Annotated in this window: 16 protein-coding genes and 16 tRNA genes; 27 read left to right on the top strand and 5 right to left on the bottom strand. The window is 36.8% G+C overall.

All coding sequences use genetic code 11. The features are described 5' to 3' along the window. The first annotated feature begins 12 nt into the window (after window positions 1–12). From RAH34_RS17155 to RAH34_RS17050, 22 genes are all read left to right on the top strand, one after another. Window positions 13–80, top strand: a tRNA-His gene (locus RAH34_RS17155). An 8-nt stretch (window positions 81–88) separates the two neighbouring features. Beyond that, window positions 89–162 (top strand) — tRNA-Arg (locus RAH34_RS17150). Window positions 163–230: 68 nt separating this feature from the next. Next, window positions 231–304, top strand: a tRNA-Lys gene (locus RAH34_RS17145). Window positions 305–311: 7 nt separating this feature from the next. Then, window positions 312–385: transfer RNA gene (locus tag RAH34_RS17140), tRNA-Arg, on the top strand. A gap of 68 nt (window positions 386–453) precedes the next feature. Further along, a tRNA-Pro gene (locus RAH34_RS17135) sits at window positions 454–525 on the top strand. A 6-nt stretch (window positions 526–531) separates the two neighbouring features. Then, window positions 532–603 (top strand) — tRNA-Glu (locus RAH34_RS17130). 5 nt (window positions 604–608) lie between these two features. Further along, a tRNA-Ile gene (locus RAH34_RS17125) sits at window positions 609–682 on the top strand. A gap of 4 nt (window positions 683–686) precedes the next feature. Beyond that, a tRNA-Asn gene (locus RAH34_RS17120) sits at window positions 687–758 on the top strand. Between the two features lie 217 nt (window positions 759–975). Beyond that, window positions 976–1,057, top strand: a tRNA-Cys gene (locus RAH34_RS17115). Window positions 1,058–1,253: 196 nt separating this feature from the next. Further along, window positions 1,254–1,340 (top strand) — tRNA-Tyr (locus RAH34_RS17110). A gap of 77 nt (window positions 1,341–1,417) precedes the next feature. Beyond that, window positions 1,418–1,489, top strand: a tRNA-Glu gene (locus tag RAH34_RS17105). A gap of 388 nt (window positions 1,490–1,877) precedes the next feature. Further along, window positions 1,878–1,951 (top strand) — tRNA-Leu (locus RAH34_RS17100). Between the two features lie 98 nt (window positions 1,952–2,049). Then, a tRNA-Leu gene (locus RAH34_RS17095) sits at window positions 2,050–2,125 on the top strand. A gap of 85 nt (window positions 2,126–2,210) precedes the next feature. After that, a tRNA-Phe gene (locus tag RAH34_RS17090) sits at window positions 2,211–2,283 on the top strand. A 97-nt stretch (window positions 2,284–2,380) separates the two neighbouring features. Then, window positions 2,381–2,452: transfer RNA gene (locus tag RAH34_RS17085), tRNA-Gln, on the top strand. A gap of 8 nt (window positions 2,453–2,460) precedes the next feature. Continuing rightward, window positions 2,461–2,531: transfer RNA gene (locus RAH34_RS17080), tRNA-Trp, on the top strand. Between the two features lie 78 nt (window positions 2,532–2,609). Beyond that, the gene (locus RAH34_RS17075; protein WP_114820875.1) at window positions 2,610–3,095 is read left to right on the top strand and encodes a ribonuclease H-like YkuK family protein; all 486 of its coding nucleotides are present in this window, start codon (window positions 2,610–2,612) and stop codon (window positions 3,093–3,095) included. Between the two features lie 50 nt (window positions 3,096–3,145). Next, complete coding sequence (locus tag RAH34_RS17070; protein WP_114820874.1) at window positions 3,146–3,517, top strand: cyclic-phosphate processing receiver domain-containing protein; 372 nt, start codon at window positions 3,146–3,148, stop codon at window positions 3,515–3,517. Between the two features lie 15 nt (window positions 3,518–3,532). After that, window positions 3,533–4,549 carry an RNA ligase, Rnl2 family gene (locus RAH34_RS17065; protein WP_306596922.1) on the top strand — a complete coding sequence of 339 codons (1,017 nt, stop codon included), beginning with the start codon at window positions 3,533–3,535 and terminating at the stop codon, window positions 4,547–4,549. Between the two features lie 188 nt (window positions 4,550–4,737). Next, window positions 4,738–5,301: a metallophosphoesterase family protein gene (locus tag RAH34_RS17060; protein WP_306596921.1), complete on the top strand. Its 564-nt coding sequence runs from the start codon at window positions 4,738–4,740 to the stop codon at window positions 5,299–5,301. Between the two features lie 80 nt (window positions 5,302–5,381). Continuing rightward, window positions 5,382–5,924, top strand: a complete 543-nt coding sequence (locus RAH34_RS17055; RefSeq protein ID WP_306596920.1) for a 3'-5' exonuclease — start codon at window positions 5,382–5,384, stop codon at window positions 5,922–5,924. A 109-nt stretch (window positions 5,925–6,033) separates the two neighbouring features. Then, window positions 6,034–6,585, top strand: coding sequence for a 3'-5' exonuclease (locus RAH34_RS17050; protein ID WP_114820870.1), 552 nt, complete (start codon window positions 6,034–6,036; stop codon window positions 6,583–6,585). 65 nt (window positions 6,586–6,650) lie between these two features. Here RAH34_RS17050 and RAH34_RS17045 read toward each other — a convergent pair whose 3' ends face one another. The 4 genes from RAH34_RS17045 to RAH34_RS17030 are packed head-to-tail and all read right to left on the bottom strand — an operon-like array spanning window position 6,651 to window position 8,749. Beyond that, window positions 6,651–7,535: an alpha/beta fold hydrolase gene (locus tag RAH34_RS17045; RefSeq protein WP_306596919.1), complete on the bottom strand. Its 885-nt coding sequence runs from the start codon at window positions 7,533–7,535 to the stop codon at window positions 6,651–6,653. After that, entirely contained in the window at window positions 7,536–7,973 is a 438-nt protein-coding gene (locus RAH34_RS17040) for a DUF1330 domain-containing protein (RefSeq protein WP_306596918.1), read from the bottom strand. It abuts the gene before it with no gap. A 4-nt stretch (window positions 7,974–7,977) separates the two neighbouring features. Then, complete coding sequence (locus RAH34_RS17035; RefSeq protein WP_306596917.1) at window positions 7,978–8,316, bottom strand: GIY-YIG nuclease family protein; 339 nt, start codon at window positions 8,314–8,316, stop codon at window positions 7,978–7,980. Window positions 8,317–8,323: 7 nt separating this feature from the next. Beyond that, the gene (locus RAH34_RS17030; RefSeq protein WP_114820866.1) at window positions 8,324–8,749 is read right to left on the bottom strand and encodes a MarR family winged helix-turn-helix transcriptional regulator; all 426 of its coding nucleotides are present in this window, start codon (window positions 8,747–8,749) and stop codon (window positions 8,324–8,326) included. Window positions 8,750–9,573: 824 nt separating this feature from the next. Between RAH34_RS17030 and RAH34_RS17025 the strand changes: the two genes are divergently transcribed. The 3 genes from RAH34_RS17025 to RAH34_RS17015 are packed head-to-tail and all read left to right on the top strand — an operon-like array spanning window position 9,574 to window position 13,916. Beyond that, entirely contained in the window at window positions 9,574–9,867 is a 294-nt protein-coding gene (locus RAH34_RS17025) for a hypothetical protein (protein WP_306596916.1), read from the top strand. 5 nt (window positions 9,868–9,872) lie between these two features. Next, window positions 9,873–12,569: a DUF6493 family protein gene (locus RAH34_RS17020; protein WP_306596915.1), complete on the top strand. Its 2,697-nt coding sequence runs from the start codon at window positions 9,873–9,875 to the stop codon at window positions 12,567–12,569. Window positions 12,570–12,572: 3 nt separating this feature from the next. After that, window positions 12,573–13,916 carry an SWIM zinc finger family protein gene (locus tag RAH34_RS17015; RefSeq protein WP_306596914.1) on the top strand — a complete coding sequence of 448 codons (1,344 nt, stop codon included), beginning with the start codon at window positions 12,573–12,575 and terminating at the stop codon, window positions 13,914–13,916. Between the two features lie 83 nt (window positions 13,917–13,999). Here the strand turns inward: RAH34_RS17015 and RAH34_RS17010 are convergent, their stop codons facing one another. Next, window positions 14,000–14,452, bottom strand: coding sequence for a VOC family protein (locus RAH34_RS17010; RefSeq protein ID WP_306596913.1), 453 nt, complete (start codon window positions 14,450–14,452; stop codon window positions 14,000–14,002). Between the two features lie 435 nt (window positions 14,453–14,887). Here RAH34_RS17010 and RAH34_RS17005 point away from each other — a divergent pair, with 435 nt between their 5' ends. Both RAH34_RS17005 and RAH34_RS17000 read left to right on the top strand, forming a co-directional pair. Further along, a complete protein-coding gene (locus RAH34_RS17005) occupies window positions 14,888–16,405 on the top strand; it encodes a TROVE domain-containing protein (RefSeq protein WP_306596912.1) in 1,518 nt (505 codons plus the stop codon). Between the two features lie 769 nt (window positions 16,406–17,174). Then, window positions 17,175–17,396, top strand: a complete 222-nt coding sequence (locus RAH34_RS17000) for a phosphate ABC transporter substrate-binding protein (RefSeq protein ID WP_306596911.1) — start codon at window positions 17,175–17,177, stop codon at window positions 17,394–17,396. Window positions 17,397–18,041 lie beyond the last annotated feature (645 nt).

The following is an 18,041-nucleotide window of genomic DNA, read 5'->3' as shown; positions in this document are numbered from 1 at the left end:
TTTTATGGTTTCTTTAGCTTATTTGGTAAAGCGCCGGTCTGTGGAACCGGAGAACAGGGTTCGATCCCCGGAGATACCCAAAGGAGAAAATCTCATGGCTCAATTGGATAGAGCGTCGGTTTACGACACCGAAGGTTGAAGGTTCGAGTCCTTCTGAGATTACAAAGAATGTGAATTTTAAAATTAGCAAGTCAAGCAAATTGATTATTGATGATTCACAAAACCAAAACAATCTCATAGCTCAAATGGTTAGAGCACCGGTCTTTTAAACCGGGGGTTGAAAGTTCAAATCTTTCTGGGGTTACAAAAGCGGTTCCGTGGCTCAACTGGATAGAGCATGGGTTTTCTAAACCCAGGGTTAGAGGTTCGAATCCTCTCGGAATCACAAAAAGGTTCATGGAAACTTTCCCATCCGGCTGTCTCCCGGAAAAGAAACAGAAGTGAACCCCAAAGCTGGAAAGATAACGGTGGTTGTTTACCCGTCTTGGACGCGGGAGGTCGCAAGTTCGAATCTTGCTTTCCAGACAATTGGTTCCATTAGCATAGTGGCAAGTGCATCCGGCTTTCTACCGGACGACAAGGGTTCGATCCCCTTATGGAATACAAATGATTTCGTAGCTCAAGTGGTTAGAGTGTCGGTCTGATACACCGAAGGTTGAAGGTTCGAGTCCTTCCGGAATTACAATGATTTTGTAGCTCAATGGCAGAGCACCGGTCTGTTAAACCGGAAGTTGAAAGTTCGAGTCTTTCCAGAATCGCAGGTAACTAATTGTTAATTGTTTCAGGAGAAAAAGCAAAAGTTTGTCGAGAGCAGAAGATCTTTACGCTAAACACGAAAAATAGAGACAGGCTTTTCTTCTCTCCGGATGAATTAAAAGTAGGAATATCATTTATAAATTTTTAGGTAAAATAAAGTTTGTCAAGCGTAGAAGTTCTTATATCAAACAAATGAAGACAGACTTTATTTTTTAATCTGATGGTTCGCCGAAGTGGAAGAGTCGGGGCGGTCTGCAAAACCGTTGTGTAAACTGAGTGGGTTTGAATCCCATAGCCATCTCAAAGTAAAAACTATAGGAAATATAAGAATCTTTTATCAATGATCTTTTATCATCTATAGCAAAGAATATCCTTTATTAATAAAAGAAAAAGGCTGTCGAGCGCAGAAGATCTTTAATCAAACATTCAATAAAGACAGACCTTTTCTTTTTAAAAGGAAAAATGAGGAATTACTTATTAATTACTCAAAAAAATCCGGAAGTACGCCGAAGTTGGAGAGTCGGGGCAGACTGTAAATCTGTTGCTTCATTGCTGAGTAGGTTCGAATCCTACTACTTCCACCAACCGCTGATAATGTAATGGCAGCATGCAGGAAATGTACTCTTGTTGTTTAGGTTCGATTCCTGGTCAGCGGCTTAATGCTCTATTCGTCTAACGGTGAGGACGCCTGCCTTTCGAGCAGAAAACAAGGGTTCGATTCCCTTATAGAGTACTGGATGTGAATAGCTGGTCAATATTGAATTGATAATAATACCATGAAAGTTCAGATTTTTTTTAAAAATTGACCAGTTACCATTCACACAAAAAATGAAGAAAAGAGAAAAAAGGACTGTCGAGCGCAGAAGATCTTTAGTCAATAAAAACAGACAGCCTTTTACTTTTTTAAAACAAAATACAATTAGGAAACGAGAAAGGTTTGTCAAGCGCAGAAGATCTTTACAAACACTAACAGGCATAGTTTATCAACAGACAGAGCTTTCTCAAACCTAGCATGACATAAGTAATAAGCAATGAGCAATAAGTAATAAGCAATGAGCAATAAGTAATAACCATAGATTTTCAAATTACTCATTACCGATTACTCATTACTAATAAATTACGCCTCTCTATTCCAATTGGCAGAGAAAACGGCTTTAAACCCCGTAAAGTCCCAGTTCGAATCTGGGGAGAGGTACAGAATATGAGTAATAAGCAATGAGCAATGAGCAATGAGTAATAATGAAAATAGAAAATATTACTCATTACCAATTACTCATTACTTATAAAAAACCTGCGGGAATGGTGGAATGGCAGACACTCTTGATTTAGGATCAAGCTTTTGGGGGTTCGAATCCCTCTTCCCGTACCAAAACATAAATGATAAGCAATGAGCAATAAGTAATGTTGTAGTGTGAAAATTACTCATTACCAATTACTCATTACTTATAAAATCCGGAAGAGTGGTGTAGAAGGTCTGCACGTTAGTCTGAAAAACTAAAGGTACAGGTTCAATTCCTGTCTGTTCCACAAAAACATGAATGATAAGTAATAAGCAATGAACAATCATTGATACCCGACTGATTTCTGATATTACTCATTACCAATTACTTATTGCTCATGAAATTGATTCATAGTGTAATTGGCAGCACACAAGATTTTGATTCTTGGAGTTTAGGTTCGAGTCCTAATGAATCAACAGCATTTACTCTGATGGTGTAATGGCAGCATCTCAGTCTCCAAAACTGATGGTATCGGTTCGAGTCCGGTTCGGAGTGCTCAAAATGGCAACCAATAGACAGTTATCATTTATCAATTATCAACAATCATTTATAAATTTAAAACATGTAGAAAAAATGGAAACGCAACAACAAACATGGCAGAATATGAATGGGAAAATTTTCCAACACTCTATCACACAGCTGGTAGAAGAAGCCATCCTCCGCGAACAGGCCAACGGACACCGTCTGAAAGTATGTGTGGGATCAGACTCCCATGTATACGGAGATGCCATCAACTATGCTACGGCAGTAGTATTTATTCGTGAGGGAAAAGGAGCGTTTACCTTTATCAGAAAAGAAAGAGAAATACAGAGTATCAGTATCAAGGAGCGAATGCTGAATGAAGTCAACAAATCTGTTGAAATTGCATACGCAATCTGCTCTGTGTTGGATGCTTATGGTGTGGAAATGGAGGTACACGCAGACATTAATACCGACCCGGATTTTAAATCCAATGTTGCACTGAAAGATGCTATGGGATATATTCTGGGAATGGGATATGTGTTTAAAGCAAAGCCTTACGCTTTCGCCAGTTCCAACTGTGCTGATATGATGGTGTAATAAAGCTGGAAGCAAGATGCAGGAAGCTTAAAAATTATAAAAATTAACTCATGGAAAAAACAAAAAGATTACTATTTCTGGATGATATAAGATACCCGATTGAGGCTTATCATTATACAAAACAGGATATTTTCCTCAGAAGCGACTGGCACATTGCTCGGAATTACGAACAGTTTGTCAACAGGATTTTGGAAAAAGGACTTCCGGAAATGATCTCTTTTGACCATGATCTGGCGGATGAACACTATCTGAAACAGGATTCTCAGGAATTTGTTGAAAAAACAGGATATGACTGTGCCAAATGGCTGATAGAATATTGCATGGACAATGATCTGGGCCTTCCTGAATTCTATTGCCATTCCATGAATCCGGTAGGAAAGGAAAATATTCTAAACCTTTTAAAAAATTTTAGAAACAATTAAAAAAACTAAAACAAAATGATTTTCAAAACATATAACGCTATAGAAAATGCTTACCAGGCCCGCGTGATCGAACAGATCAGGATGCAGGGTTTTGGGGATGAGGTTTTCATCGTACAGGAAAAAGTTCACGGAGCTAATTTCTCTTTCTTTACCGACGGAAAGGAAATTAAAATCGCGAAGAGAACTGCTTTTATCGAAAAAGATGAGAAATTTTTCAATGCCCATCAGATATTGGAACGCTACAGAAAAAATGTAATAGAAGTGTTTCAAAAAGTGAAAACCATTTACCCGGATGTAGAAACTGTAGTGTTCTACGGTGAATTGTTCGGTGGTGGTTACAAACATAAAGAAGTAGAGCCCGTAAAAGATGCTGTGAAAGTACAGAAAGGTATTGAATATGCACCTTACAACGAATTTTACGCTTTCGATATTAAACTGAATGGAATTACCTATTTGGATACAGAAGTGGTCAATCAGATTTTTGAAGAGACAGGATTTTTCTATGCAAAAATTTTGTTTCAGGGAACTCTTGAGGAAGCTTTGAAATTCCCTAATGTTTTCAATTCAAAAATTCCGGTTTGGCTTGGATTACCTGAATTGGAAGACAATAGGTGTGAAGGTACCATCGTAAAAACTTTGAAAACCAGATATTTTGGTAACGGTGCCAGAATTATTCTGAAAAATAAGAATGAAAAATGGGTCGAAAAGTCCAAAATGGTTAAAAAAGAGGGTAAAACTGTTCAAAAACAGATTCACTTCAGCGAAAAAGCGCAGGAGATCTGGGAAGAAATCCAAAAATATGCTACAGCCAACAGATTGAATAATGTGGTGAGCAAAATTGGCGAATTCGAACCTAAAATGATAGGTAAGGTCATTGGTCTTTTTTCACAGGATATTTTAGAGGATTTCCAGAAAGACTTCCCGGCAGCTTTTGCAGCTATTGAAAAAGAAGAGCAGAAAAGGATCAACAAAAAGTTGAATTCTCTAGTCATTGATTTTATAAAAGAAGAGTTAATGACGCTCAAAGTATAGTTTCGGTAATTTTTTACCGAAACTTTTTTATGTATAACAAGTAACCATCAAAGTCAGAATAACGAAAACACTTCATTGTATTTAAGAGAAATAGAACTACTGAAAGTGTGACAATTCCCATCCTTTGGAGGGGTGGCGAAAATTCAAAAAATTTTTGACGGGGTGATTTTAAAAAAAAAATTAAAAAAATGAAACCCAATATATTTTTTACAGCAGACCATCATTTTGGTCATGAGAATATTATAAAATTTTCAGAGCGGCCTTTTGAATCTCTGGACCATATGAATGAAGAGCTCATTAAAAGATGGAACGAGAAAGTTGAGCCCGGTGATACGGTATACCACTTAGGAGACATGAGTTTAGGAAAACCGGATTTTACAAAGGAGATTTTAGACCAGTTACATGGCAATATTCATCTGATCAAAGGCAATCATGAAGGAGTTGCTTTAACGTATCCCAAACGATTTGCTTCCATCAGAGATTACCACGAACTCAGAATTGATGAACCGGATCAAAGTAATGGCAAACAAAAAATCATTCTTTTCCATTACGCCATGCGTACCTGGAATGGCTCACACCGTGGAGTCTGGCAATTATACGGCCACTCACACGGAACCTTGCCGGATGATGAGATGGCACTGAGTTTTGATGTTGGAGTAGACTGCCACAATTTTTATCCGGTTTCCTACGAGGAAGTCAAAGAAATAATGAAGAGGAAAAAATGGACGCCTCCATTTGCTCCCAGAAATTAACAATTAACGATGAAAATGAAGCTTGAGGATATGAGAAGTATAAACCGAACTAACCTCTAGCTTCTAATTCTAAAAAAATCATGAAAACAACCAATGAGATGATCATCATCGATCTGGAAGCCACATGCTGGGAAAACGACAGAATTCCCATTGGGCAACAGGTCGATATTATAGAAATAGGAATTTGCAAATTAAACTTAACATCAAAGGCAATTTCCCAGAAACAAAGCATTTATGTTATTCCGGAACGTTCAGAAATCAACAGATTCTGTACACAATTGACCGGAATTACGCCACAACTGATAGAAGAAAAAGGAATTTATTTCGAAGAAGCCTGTGAAATAATCAGGGATCAATACCATTCAGAACCGCTTACCTGGGCAGGATATGGAAACTTCGACGGAGAGCAGATCATAGAACAATGTGACTGGCTCGGGATAACCAATCCTTTTTCAGAAAACTATATGAATGTGATGCATGAATTTAAAAGACATTTCAAATTGCATAAACAAATAGGGCTTAAAAGAGCTTTACATTATTTGAATATGGATTTTGAAGGCACCCATCACAGCGGAGCAGACGATGCTTATAATACAGCCAGAATTTTAAGTAAGATTCTGTAAATAATCAATAGGCTGGAAGACTGATGCTGGAGGCTGGAAGTAAATGAGACGTTATAAAAACTTCTTCAATCCCACATCATCCATGCTTTAACAATTAAATTTTAAACAAGTGAAAACAACAGACAATATATTAATAGTAGACCTCGAAGCAACGTGTTGGGAAAACCGCCCGCCAAGAGGTCAGGAAAGCGAAATCATTGAAATCGGGGTATGCATTATGAATGCAAAAACAGGTAAGATCTCTAAAAATGAAGGAATTTTAGTAAAACCCCAGTATTCAAAAGTAAGTTCGTTCTGTACAGAGTTGACTACTATTACCCAAAATATGCTGGATCATGAAGGCATTATGCTGGATGATGCTTTCGATATCCTGAGAGCAGAATATGATTCGGAAGAACTGACATGGGCAAGCTACGGAAACTACGATCTGAATATGCTTCAAAACCAGGCAAGAAGATTCTACACAGATTATCCCATGAGTGATGACCACATTAATGTGAAGACATTATTCGGTGAAATTCATCCTACAATCAGGAAAAGTGTCGGGATGAACAGAGCTTTGGGTGAATTGGGTATGACTTTAGAAGGTACCCACCACAGAGGTGTAGATGACGCCAAAAACATTGCAAAGATTCTGCATTGGTGTCTTAAGAATTATTAAATACTCTGAAATAGAAACAGATATTTAAAAATGAAGACTGTCTCAAATGTTGAGGCAGCCTTTTTTTATTTTGTTAAATCAGATATCCTGTCACTAATAAAACTGTAAAGCTCAATAGGAATAGAATGTCCCATTCCTTCAATAAGCAGCCATTCGGCACCCGGAATAGAATCCGCAATATCTTTTCCGCAATCAGGATGAAAGATCAGATCGTCTGTTCCGTGAATGATTAAAGTTGGAGCCGATATTTTCTTCAGCACTTCAGGGTTATATTGAAAGGAACCAATGGCTAAAAGCTGCCGGATGATTCCGTTTTTGGTTCTGGAACGTATAAGTTCCTCTTCAAGCAAAGCTTTTTCCAGATTCGAATCAAAAATATATCCCGAACCCGATATTTTTTTTGCAAAACGGATCTTTTCCTTCAAATACTTTTCTTTCTGAAGAACAGGATCAGCGGACACCTGTGTCATCATAGCCATCACTTCCGGATCAGGTTTGGGAAGGGAAGGATTTAAGGATGTTGACATGATGATCGTCAATGATAAAACTCTTTCAGGATAACAGGAACCTAAAAGCTGTGCAATAATTCCTCCCATGGAACGCCCTGCAATATGAGCTTTTTCAATATTTAAATAATTAAGAAGACCAATAACATCATTCGCCATATCCATTAAAGAATAAGGAATCCCTTCGTTACTGAGATTCCCGAAAACCTCTTCAATGCTTTTACCAGCAGGAATTTCTCTTTTTGCATTAAAAACAGAAACTCCCGAATCTCTGTTATCAAACCGAATCACCCTGAATCCTTTTTCAACCAACAGATCACAGAATGTAATATCCCAACGGATCATCTGGCTTCCTAATCCGGAAATTAATACAATGGTATCAGAATTTTTCTCGCCAAATTCCTCATAGCATAATTCCGCCTCATTCATTTTGACTGTTTTCATTTAATCTCTTTGTATATTTAATACTATTTCTTCCAATGGTAAAAGCCTTGAATCCTCTACTGCAGCCATTCTATGACCCATAATCTTCATATAATCTTCATTTTTTTCGAAACCGAAAAAATCATTGACACTTTTTTGTTTGATTAAGAGGCACAAATCCCAATATTCACTTTCAGGACCTATCAGAAACTGATCTCCTTTTCCAATAAATAGAATTTCTCCACCGCTTTCCTTTAAATAGGGTTCCGTTTCCCTGATATAAGTAAGATAGGCATCCCTGCCGCTTGTTTTCTCGTGAGGTTTCAAATCCGGATATTCAGAATAATCTGCTTCCTTCTTTAATCTGATGAGATTAAGATTAATAATGGCTCCTTGTATATTTTTTGTAAACAGATGCTTTCCTGCCTCAAAAGTAGGAGATAGATATTTTTTTGCCATCACTTTAATACAATTCTGTAGTTAGTCCGGAAATATAAAACTGCTCAGCCTTTTGAATCTCTTTACGATAGTTGATAAATTCATTGTTCTGATCAGGAACAACGACTGCAAACTCAAAAGTAAAAGAATCACTTCCCAACTCAGTCCACTCCTTTTGCAATTGTAGATGGGTAAATAATCCTCCGTTTAAAAGAAATTTCATCTTGTTCACCAGTGCTTCCAGGTTTAAAGAAGCCTGAACATATTTTTTCCCGTTTAAAGTGTTGGTAACAGCAAGTACTCCCATTGTTGTTGTATGGGCTTTTGCCTTTTCTCGTAGCTGTTTCTTTAATGCATTTTTCATCTTTTCATTATTGTATATTTCCTCCTAAATCAAATAAAAACTCATTGACCATGCGCAGCGATTTATTTTTTTTGGATGAAAGGATTTCTTTAGTACTATTTTCAGCGCTTAGCCTAGCTTCTTCAAATATCTTTTTACCATTAGGAGTGATGACCACATAACTTACCCGGGCATCTCTTTCGTTGGTTTCTCTGGCTACCAGCCCGATTTTTTCCAATGGATTCAATAAACGGGTGACTCCCGATGCGGTCAGACCTATTTTTTCAGCCAGATCTATTCTTCTCATTCTGCTCTCAGAGGAAGAATAGAGTACATAAAGAATCACAAAGTCATTGAATCCCAGTCCGTGAACACTCAGAGAATCAAATTTTCTGGTAATTACAGACTGTAGTTTATTGATGTTGATCAAAAATAATAATTCCGTGCTAATCATTGAAAAGTATTTGAGTTGTCAAGTATTTTGTTCTGCAAATATATAAAATTTAACGAATTACAATCCTACATTTATTATTTTAAAAAAAATTAACGTATCCGTGTGGTAAATTGATTGTGTTGTGGGCGATCACAAATCCTGAAAATAAGACACCAAATGTTGTGTAAATATCATCCTAGACAGCATTTAGCTACTTTTCTATTGATATATCTTTAAACAGGGATTTATTTTTATCCTGTTAAATGCTTTATTAGTGATTGTTTCATTAACTTAATATTTGTTAAAAAAATCACTTTTAAGGGATAATTTACTGTCTCTCAGTCAATTTTTTTTATTTTAGCCGATAAGAATGAATTTATGCTTATTGGTAAAGGTTTTCAGGTGAAAAACTTAAACTGTTGGCTTATGGCAAAAGAGGAAAAGGGTACAAAGAATAAGATTACGGATATGATAAAACATCAGTTGATATTGTAAGTACATTCTTTGATCTTTATATCCTGAAAGTGCTTCTTTTTTTTATAATTCATTCCATTTTTTCAAGGTGTTTATGATAACCAGCTGAATAGAATTTGTATAGAATTTCCTGTTTTTTCAGACTCTGCTTTGACAGGTGAAAAATATAAAATCTTGTAAGGTTTTGAGTATAAGTATTTTACTTGAACGGGAATTATGTTTCTGAATATTTTAATGAAACAGAGCACCCTTTCCTGAAAAGGCTTTATGCAATCTTTTTTTCGGGACTGTTTAATATTATCAAACGCTATGTGGTACGGCTTTTGAAGCCCTAAAACCAGGATGATTTTAAATAATTTTAAAGAAATGAAGTGGGAACAATAACCGGTAAAAAATTAAGTTTTAAACGGAATCAGATAAAAGGATTTATGCATGAAATTCCAAAACCTATCATTCTGATTACCAGTTGCTATATTGCTTTCGGAAAACTGCTGATATCCATTCTTTCAACAGTTGAAAAAACAGTTCAGAATCCTATAAGGTTCTTTGAAACTGATTATGAACGGATCAAACAAAATGATGCCGGGATGAAAAAAAATCGTGTCATGCAGAGTAAAGAATGGCATAAAATGAATAACCTGAAACAAATTTATACATCAAATTAAAGCACATGAAAGAAAGACTTTATGAGATCCTTAATGAGGAAAAAATACATGAGATTATTCCCTTTCTAAAAGAGCTTAGTATTGAAGAGAGGAAAACCTTGGTACCGTCTATCAAGAAAATGGACCGTGAGATCAGTAAAATTGTAATGACTAAAAACTCCTACCATACGGCAGGATCTGTAAATCAGCATTCCATTATAGATATTGCTTCATTTGTCTGCATGGACAAAAAGAATTTTGGTAAAAACTACTGGAGTCTTTTCCGCAATGTAGAACAGACTGATCAGATCCTGGAATGGGGATGTCCGGATTGGTTTTCAGACTTTATCAATGAATCTGTTGAAGCTGAATTTACAGCATTTAATTATAAAGATATTTTAGGATGGACGGAGAAAGGATATGTACAGCCCAAACCAGAATTGTTGGGACATCATCTGAGCAATTATCCGGCAGATCTTGACCGCCATCCTGAAACACTCAATACTCATTTTTGGTATTTGTGCGAATTTCCTTCCAAATCTTTACCTTTCCGCAAAGAATGGTTTCCTATTGTTCAAAAACTTATTACAGATAAGAAAATTGAAAGAAAAAGATTTCTGAAAGAGTGCCTTCTGGCTGCCAACAGGAATTTTAATAAAAATGTCACAGGTTGGTTTATGGATGCGTTTACGTCATTAAAACCAACGGAAGAAGAATTATCTGATCTGCAGGATGAGCTTCTTGCAGGGCTTGTTTCTTCACAGTCAAAAGCCGTGAATACAATATTATCCCACTTGAAAAAAATTGTGGGAACTTCAGAATTTAAGAATGAAGAATTTTCACATTATCTTCCGAATCTTCTAAGCTCTGAGGTAAAAACAGTAGTGGTTTCCAGTCTGGGGCTTACGGAAAAAATATTCCAGAGAAAGAAAATGGATCCGGATATGCTTGGGATGGCTTTAAGTACAGCATTTGTCAGTAAAGATGATGGGATCCAATCAAAAGCAGCGAAGATCATCCTGAAATACATTCCGGCTTCAGAAAATATGATAGTCGCCCTTTCTCATTATTCAGATAATATATTAACCAATGTACGTCCTCTTCTGGTAAAATATATTGAAGAGAAACAGCCGGAACTTGAGGCGATAGCATCAGAAAAATTATTGCTGACTTCAAATGAAAATGCAGTGCAGATACTTCAGAACTTTGAAGATCTCATGTTCTATCTGCCTTTAGCAATGGACGATCCGTATAGCTACCATTGTGATATTGCTTTGACAGGATTTATCAGGTTTGCCGGAGACGTGGATGAAGAATCTGTAAAACTGATGGAACCTGTGTTTTTGAAAGCCTGTAAAACCATTGCAAAATGGGAAGTTCCTTATCTGAATGTTTTATTATGCAATGCAATCATCAATTATGGGCTGGCTTTAATGGAAAAATATCCGATTCAGCTAAAGAGTCTGGAAAAAATATACCAGAAAACCAAAGAGGAGGAAGCTACGAGAGAGTCTTACTCCAATTATCAGAAAAAATTAGGTCCGATAGAAGATGTAGGAGCAGATTGCCCTGCACGACAAGCTTTTAAGGAGATTGCTATCTATGCAATTGAAAAAATAAAATCAGGAGACAAACTTCCGTTGTTATTCCCAATCACCCATGCACCATGCTGGATTTCTCCTGTAACGCTGGTTGAGAGATTGGAGAGTTATCAGAATAATAATGCAGAGCCTCACCATCTGGATATTCAGCTGGCCCTGCAACGTTGTGCTTTAGATGATACTTCAAAAGCTATTGAAGAAACAGAGAAAAGATTAAAAGGTGAGTATAAAGAATTACTGCTTTTCTTCTTTGGAAAAAATGAAAAGCCGGAAGGTAAGTTTATACACCCTTCATGGTGGATGACAGCTGGAATTACCCGTTCACCGGAAGCTGTTTTTGAGGAATTTAAAAATTTCGGATATGATAATATTCCCACAGAATTCTTTTCAGGGGATTATCAATGGAAAACTATTGACAATAAGAAAAATTCATATTATCCGGTAGAGCTGAACATTACAATTCCAAAATATCATCTTGAAAAAAGAACAGAACCTTTGTTCATGGAATATTTTGTTGCCGAGCAGAAAGAGCTTAATGAAATTCCTGCGCTGATGCTTTGCTTCCCCAATACACCTGCAAATGCGTTAGCGAAAGTAATTAAATATTGCCTTTTCTATTCAGGAATTGCAGAAGTTTTTGAAAGAAGCCTTGTTCTGAATACAGCCAATACGTTGTATCAGATCAAAAAACCTCTGGATGAAATTGGGTATCTGTTTCTTGGGACTATTTTCCTGGACAGTGACAAAACTATTCGTGGAACAGCTGCTGAAATCTGGCTTGAACATGTTTCTGGTCAGATGATGGATAATGCAAGACTGGGAAGAGTGATTGGTCTGCACGAAAAATTAGAATGGGCACCGGTGAAAAGATTAACCGATCTGATGCAGCACCACATGCTTAATGTAAGTAAAAATCATAATGCAGCGCTCGAAGAATTGATTTTCAATATTTTACTCCAAATGGAAGAACCGGTTACCAATCTGAAAAGAATTCTGGAAATCTACCATGAAGTATTGGCTTTGAATCATTCCTCAGTACATCAGGAAGTCGTTGAAAAATTAAACAACTGGAAAGAAAACTCAAGTCTTAAAAAAATATGTAATCTTCTTCTGAAAAAATAGATCATGGAAGATATACTTAGTTATAACTATTCAGGAACATCCTCTTTAGTCAGGAGAGGTGCACTTGAAGAACTATTTCTTGCCCAATACAGTGAGATTGATAAAAATACTGATGTTCCATGCTTTTTCTGGGGAGATGTAAGGCAACCCTTTATTTTGGCCCGATGTCTGATCACACTTTCCAACATCGTGAAATCCAGTTTTAACCTGTCGCCTTTTCAGATGTCGCTTCTTAAAGATCCTATAGTGACAGCAGGAAATGAAAGAGTAAGGTTTGAAGGTTTTTCTCATTGTGCGGGAGTGTATGCAAGAGTAGATGTGCTGCCTGAAGGCTTAGATGGGGAGTTTCTTGAAAACGGAACTACGAATGTGGATTTCAATCAGCCTATGATAACAGCTTTAGGAAGCATACGTCCGAATGAAAAAATTATGCTTTCTGTAGGGCAAAAAGAAGTAGGGCTATATAAGGAGGAAAGCAAAATAATAGAAAGAAAAGTACCATTGCCTGCTAAATGGATCAAAGGACTGGGAACTGTTCAGGTGTATTTATCAGAATCCGAAAAGCGTCATACCTTCAACAAAATCCAGACACAGCAATTGTTCAGAGGAATGCCGAAAGGAGTGGTGAAGTCAGATTATTATTTAATCGTGAGAGGAAATAAACCTGTTTTTTCTCCGGTAAAATCTGCAGATTCTGTTTGTATAGGAGGACTTCACAGACTGCGCTTATTAGAGCCTCTTCTTCCTTATATTGATGGGTTGCAGGTTTTCGCACATGCTCATATGCAGTCTACCACATGGCAGCTCACTATGGGAAATATCCGGATCAGTTTTTCTTTATCACGAGAATGCTGGAGAGGTTTTTCAGGTGAAGGTGCAGTATTGGATAGCCTGATTTCAGATGTCCCTGATGAGTGGATTGATGCATTGGATAAATACGCCTATGCCAATCAGTCTTTTAATCCTGGCAGAATTGCTTTGGAAGAGCATATCAGTTTTGACAAAATTGAAAATAGTACTGGCAGACTCGCTGCAATGGGATTACTTGGTTACGATCTTAATGACAGAGAATTTTTCTATCGTAGACTTCCTTTTAAATTAAGCCGTATTATCGGGCTTAATCCCCGCATAAAAAATGCAGAAAAACTGATTGAAGACGGAAAAGTAGAAATCTTAAATAGTAATAAAGAAAGAACAGAAGCCAGAGTAAAAGGAACTGGTGTGCATCATACAGTAATCATTCAGGAAGAAAGAGAACGATGCACCTGCGAGTGGTTCAGTAAGTATCAAAGGGAAAGAGGCCCTTGTAAACATGTATTGGCAGTGAAAAAACTGGTTAATGTTTAAATACTGCTGATGCTCATCTGATCATTTTGTTGAGCAATACAAAGGCGCAACATCTTGCGCCACTGTGTTGTATGAGTGTCTTATTAATGACCAGTCTGCTTCATCCATTCCTCATAGCTCAGTACTCCCAGTTCCGGTCTGCCTTCACCCTCCAGAATAGAAATAAATTCAAGCTGGTTTCCATCTGGATCATTAAAATAAATAGCCAATGCAGGCATCCACGAAAATACCATAGGCTCTACAGTTCCGTTTTTCAGAAAATTGTAAGGTTTTAAATCCTTCTTTTCAAGAAACTCCACAGAATAATTCAAAATATCCTCCTTACTGCTGGAAAAAGCAAAATGTCTGGTCTGAAGATTCTCCTTCTGCTCCCAAAGCCCCAGCATAAACTCTTTTCCTTCTCCCACCCATAAAAAAGCAATAGGTCTGGTTTCATCCCTGTGAGCGAGCTTCAGTCCTAATATATCTGTGTAAAATTGTATTGCATTTTCCAGATTGCTCACCTGAACATGAGTCTCATATATTCCTTTAATCATAGCTTAATTTTAATAAGAACAAAGCTAGAAAACTCTCATCTGGAAACGCTCTATACGCGATTTCTTTAATGAAAATGAATGATAGAAGGATTTTATAATGATGAATGATGAATTATAAATGATGAATGATGAATTCAATTATATCGCCACAACATCTATGCTAATCTGTGGTTAAAATAAATTCTATAAATCAATACTGTTCAATAGCGGTGGGCTTTAGCCCGCCTTTCAAATAGAGCACCTTTCATTCGGCTTCAGCCAAAACTTAAAATCTGCGTAATCCTGCATAATCTGCGAGAATCATTTTAAAAAATAAAAAAAAATCAAAGAAAAATAAACTACGCAAAAAGGTTGCGCAATACTGTTTTTACTTTGCATCAGAAATCAGAGAGGAAGTATCAATCCTTCCCATGTTTAACAATAAAAACAGTAACCATGAAATTTAATTTTTTAAAAAAAGAAAATAAAGTAGTACAGAACTACGAAGGTGCAAAAGCTTATGCCATGACGCCTGCAGAAGAATTGTATAGTGCTGTTGTTACAACAGGACTGTCAGATGCCAGCTATGAAAAAGGAAATGACAGATTAGGAAGAATCCAGTCTCTGATCAAAAAAAATGATCCCGAATTTGTGGCAAAGCTGGCCGTATATGCAAGAAAAGATATGTATCTGAGATCTATCCCATTGGTTTTGACAACTGAATTGGCAAAGCAGACTTCAGGTACAGACCTTGTAAGCAAAACAGTAGATGGAGTCGTTCAGAGAGCAGATGAAATCACAGAATTATTGGCTTACTACCAGCTTGCCAATCAAAGAACAGATACCAAGAAACTGAACAAACTGTCCAAACAGATTCAGAAAGGTCTGGTGAAATCATTCAATAAGTTTGATGAATACCAGTTTGCCAAATACAACAGAAAATCAGAAGTAACGCTGAAAGATGCATTATTCCTGGTTCACCCGAAAGCTAAAGATGACAACCAGCAGGCAGTTTTCAACAAAATTGCTAACAATACCCTGGAAACTCCTTATACATGGGAAGTGGAGCTTTCCGTTTTGGGTCAGACGAAATTTGCAAATGATGCAGAAAGAAAACTGGCTGTCAAAAATAAATGGGAAGAATTGATCTTCAGCAACAAACTGGGCTATATGGCAACCATGAGAAACCTGAGGAATATTCTGGAAGCTAAAGTATCTTCTGATGCGATGAACAAAGTGTGCAGATATCTTTCCGATGAGAGAGCCGTAACCAATTCAAAACAGCTCCCATTCCGATTCCTGGCGGCTTACAGAGAATTAAAAAACTTTGATTCTCCGTATTTGTCCTCAGTACTGGAAGCGTTAGAAAATGCTGTTGTGGTAAGTGCCAGAAACATCAAAGGCTTTGGTTTTGAGACATCAGTGGTGATCGCTGCCGACGTGTCAGGTTCTATGCAGAAAGCAGTTTCCAGCAAAAGTAAAATTTTACTGTATGATATTGGTTTGCTGATGTCTATGATCCTCCAATCACAGTGTAAAAATGTGGTGACAGGGATCTTCGGTGACCGTTGGCTGAGGGTTCCAATGCCGAAAAACGGTATTTTAAGGAACGTAGATGCATTCTACAAACGTGAAGGTGAAGTAGGATATTCCACCAATGGTTATCTGGTTATTGAAGATCTTATCAAAAGAAGAGAGCAGGCAGATAAAGTAATGCTGTTCACCGATACTCAGATGTGGGATAGCACAGGAAACAGAAACTCCTTTGAAGACGTGTGGAAAAAATACAAAGCCATCGCGCCTCATGCAAAGCTGTATATTTTTGACCTTGCAGGTTATGGTACACAGCCGCTTGATATCAGAAAGGATGATGTACATCTTATTGCAGGTTGGTCAGACAAAATTTTCGATGTACTGAATGCTTTGGAAGACAAAAAATCTGCAGTGAAAATGATTCAAAAAGTAGTGCTGTAACAGGCACTGCTTTTAAAATATAGAAAAAAACAATCAATATATTCAGGAGCTTACTCCCGCTTTCCACTTTATCTTTTTCGCCAAAAGCTTTTTTCAAGCCATTAAGAAAAAGGATGCCGTTGCAATCGGGGCTAGGAATGATAATTATAAGTTATGAATTATGAATTCTTCTTTATTATGGATAATAGCTCTTTGTAAAACTTAACAGAATGTATGTGAAAAAGAATAATAAAAAGTCGAAATCTCCTGTGATAACAACTCTGGAAATATGACATAGGAAATGGAGGCGTTAAGAAAATAAGCTATACGAACGTTAAGAAAATTCTACTGTTTGAAGCGCGAGAGTGTAGGTTATTTTTAGCTGGAGTTTCCAGGTCTTGAATTTTTGGTTCTTTTGCTTCAAGGCAAAACGAACAAATATTCAAATAAAAATCATCTACGTAAAAAGATTGCGTACTCACAATATAATTTTGCAGTGTTAATAATACTGGTGCCGTTAGAAAGACCTCCTTCGATTCCAAACTGACAGAGTCTTTCACCAGATTGCCCGGTAGCAAACCAATGCCGTTGATAAGAGTTTCATCGTCAACTTCCAATTGAACATCAATTACTCTTATGATTCATTGCTTGGTTTTTTTTTAATAAAAAACAACTGCGTAAATAGAATGCGCAATAAGAATATAATTTTGTAAAAAGAAAACTAATAACGATGAATAATTATAAACCAGATCTAAAAGAAGCGGTGTATTGAGGTTAATACTCAATACTTATGAAAAAAGCTAAAACGTTAAGACAAAAATTCGGATTCAATGAATATGGATTAATCGACTTTCCAAAGAAAATTTCAGGCGTACAAATCTCAAGATTGATGCATGGAGATGATATGGGGTGTTCATATTGTTTTCCACACGGTTTTGAAGTGGTGAACGCAAGGTATACAAAGTTCCAGCGAAACTGGAAGAAATACAGAAAGAAACAATGGAAAAATTAAAATCAGGTGTCGTTTTGGAATCATACTTCGAGTTCCCCGTCAGATGCAGGTTCAATTCCTGCCATTCCTGTTGTAAACGGAATGTAGCTCAAATGGCAGAGTAGATGGCATAGAAAAGATTCCGCCGCTTTTACCCTGATGCTATAAAAGAGTGCCGTAGAGAAGGCTTGCTTCGGTATAATATTGGTTCGACTCCATAACAGATCATGAAAATGATCTTGTACAAGTCTTTTTGAATCTAGCCTCTTTTATTTAAATCACATCAATGAAAAAACAATAATAAAAGGTTGAAATTTCCATCAATGGCAGCTATGGAAATATGACATAGGAAATGGAGGCGTTAAGAAAATAAGCTATACGAACGTTAAGAAAATTCTACTGTTTGAAGCGCGAGACAGAAAGTGAAACGAAAAAGTAACATTAGATTCGCGCAAGTTTTAGAATTTTTAGAGAGTGTAGGTTATTTTTAGCCGGAGTTTCCAGGTCTTGAACTTTTGGTTCTTTTGCTTCAAGGCAAAACGAACAAATATTCAAATAAAAATCAACTACGTAAAAAGAATGCGTACTCACAATATAATTTTGCAGTGTTAATAATACTGGTGCCGTTAGAAAGACCTCCTTCGGTATAATATTGGTTCGACTCGA

It is taken from the genome of Chryseobacterium sp. WLY505, from assembly GCF_030846215.1.
GTDB lineage: Bacteria > Bacteroidota > Bacteroidia > Flavobacteriales > Weeksellaceae > Chryseobacterium.
The sequence above is the reverse complement of the archived record's forward strand: the minus strand, read 5'-3'. Positions and strand labels throughout refer to the sequence as shown.

Bases quoted from the DNA above. Each gene is read 5' to 3' on its own strand.
- RAH34_RS17060 (WP_306596921.1), top strand. From the start codon at position 4,738: ATGAAACCCAATATATTTTTTACAGCAGACCATCATTTTGGTCATGAG.
- RAH34_RS17005 (WP_306596912.1), top strand. From the start codon at position 14,888: ATGAAATTTAATTTTTTAAAAAAAGAAAATAAAGTAGTACAGAACTAC.
- RAH34_RS17065 (WP_306596922.1), top strand. From the start codon at position 3,533: ATGATTTTCAAAACATATAACGCTATAGAAAATGCTTACCAGGCCCGC.
- RAH34_RS17045 (WP_306596919.1), bottom strand. From the start codon at position 7,535: ATGAAAACAGTCAAAATGAATGAGGCGGAATTATGCTATGAGGAATTT.
- RAH34_RS17040 (WP_306596918.1), bottom strand. From the start codon at position 7,973: ATGGCAAAAAAATATCTATCTCCTACTTTTGAGGCAGGAAAGCATCTG.
- RAH34_RS17000 (WP_306596911.1), top strand. From the start codon at position 17,175: ATGAAAAAAGCTAAAACGTTAAGACAAAAATTCGGATTCAATGAATAT.
- RAH34_RS17055 (WP_306596920.1), top strand. From the start codon at position 5,382: ATGAAAACAACCAATGAGATGATCATCATCGATCTGGAAGCCACATGC.
- RAH34_RS17015 (WP_306596914.1), top strand. From the start codon at position 12,573: ATGGAAGATATACTTAGTTATAACTATTCAGGAACATCCTCTTTAGTC.
- RAH34_RS17030 (WP_114820866.1), bottom strand. From the start codon at position 8,749: ATGATTAGCACGGAATTATTATTTTTGATCAACATCAATAAACTACAG.
- RAH34_RS17035 (WP_306596917.1), bottom strand. From the start codon at position 8,316: ATGAAAAATGCATTAAAGAAACAGCTACGAGAAAAGGCAAAAGCCCAT.
- RAH34_RS17070 (WP_114820874.1), top strand. From the start codon at position 3,146: ATGGAAAAAACAAAAAGATTACTATTTCTGGATGATATAAGATACCCG.
- RAH34_RS17020 (WP_306596915.1), top strand. From the start codon at position 9,873: ATGAAAGAAAGACTTTATGAGATCCTTAATGAGGAAAAAATACATGAG.
- RAH34_RS17075 (WP_114820875.1), top strand. From the start codon at position 2,610: ATGGAAACGCAACAACAAACATGGCAGAATATGAATGGGAAAATTTTC.
- RAH34_RS17010 (WP_306596913.1), bottom strand. From the start codon at position 14,452: ATGATTAAAGGAATATATGAGACTCATGTTCAGGTGAGCAATCTGGAA.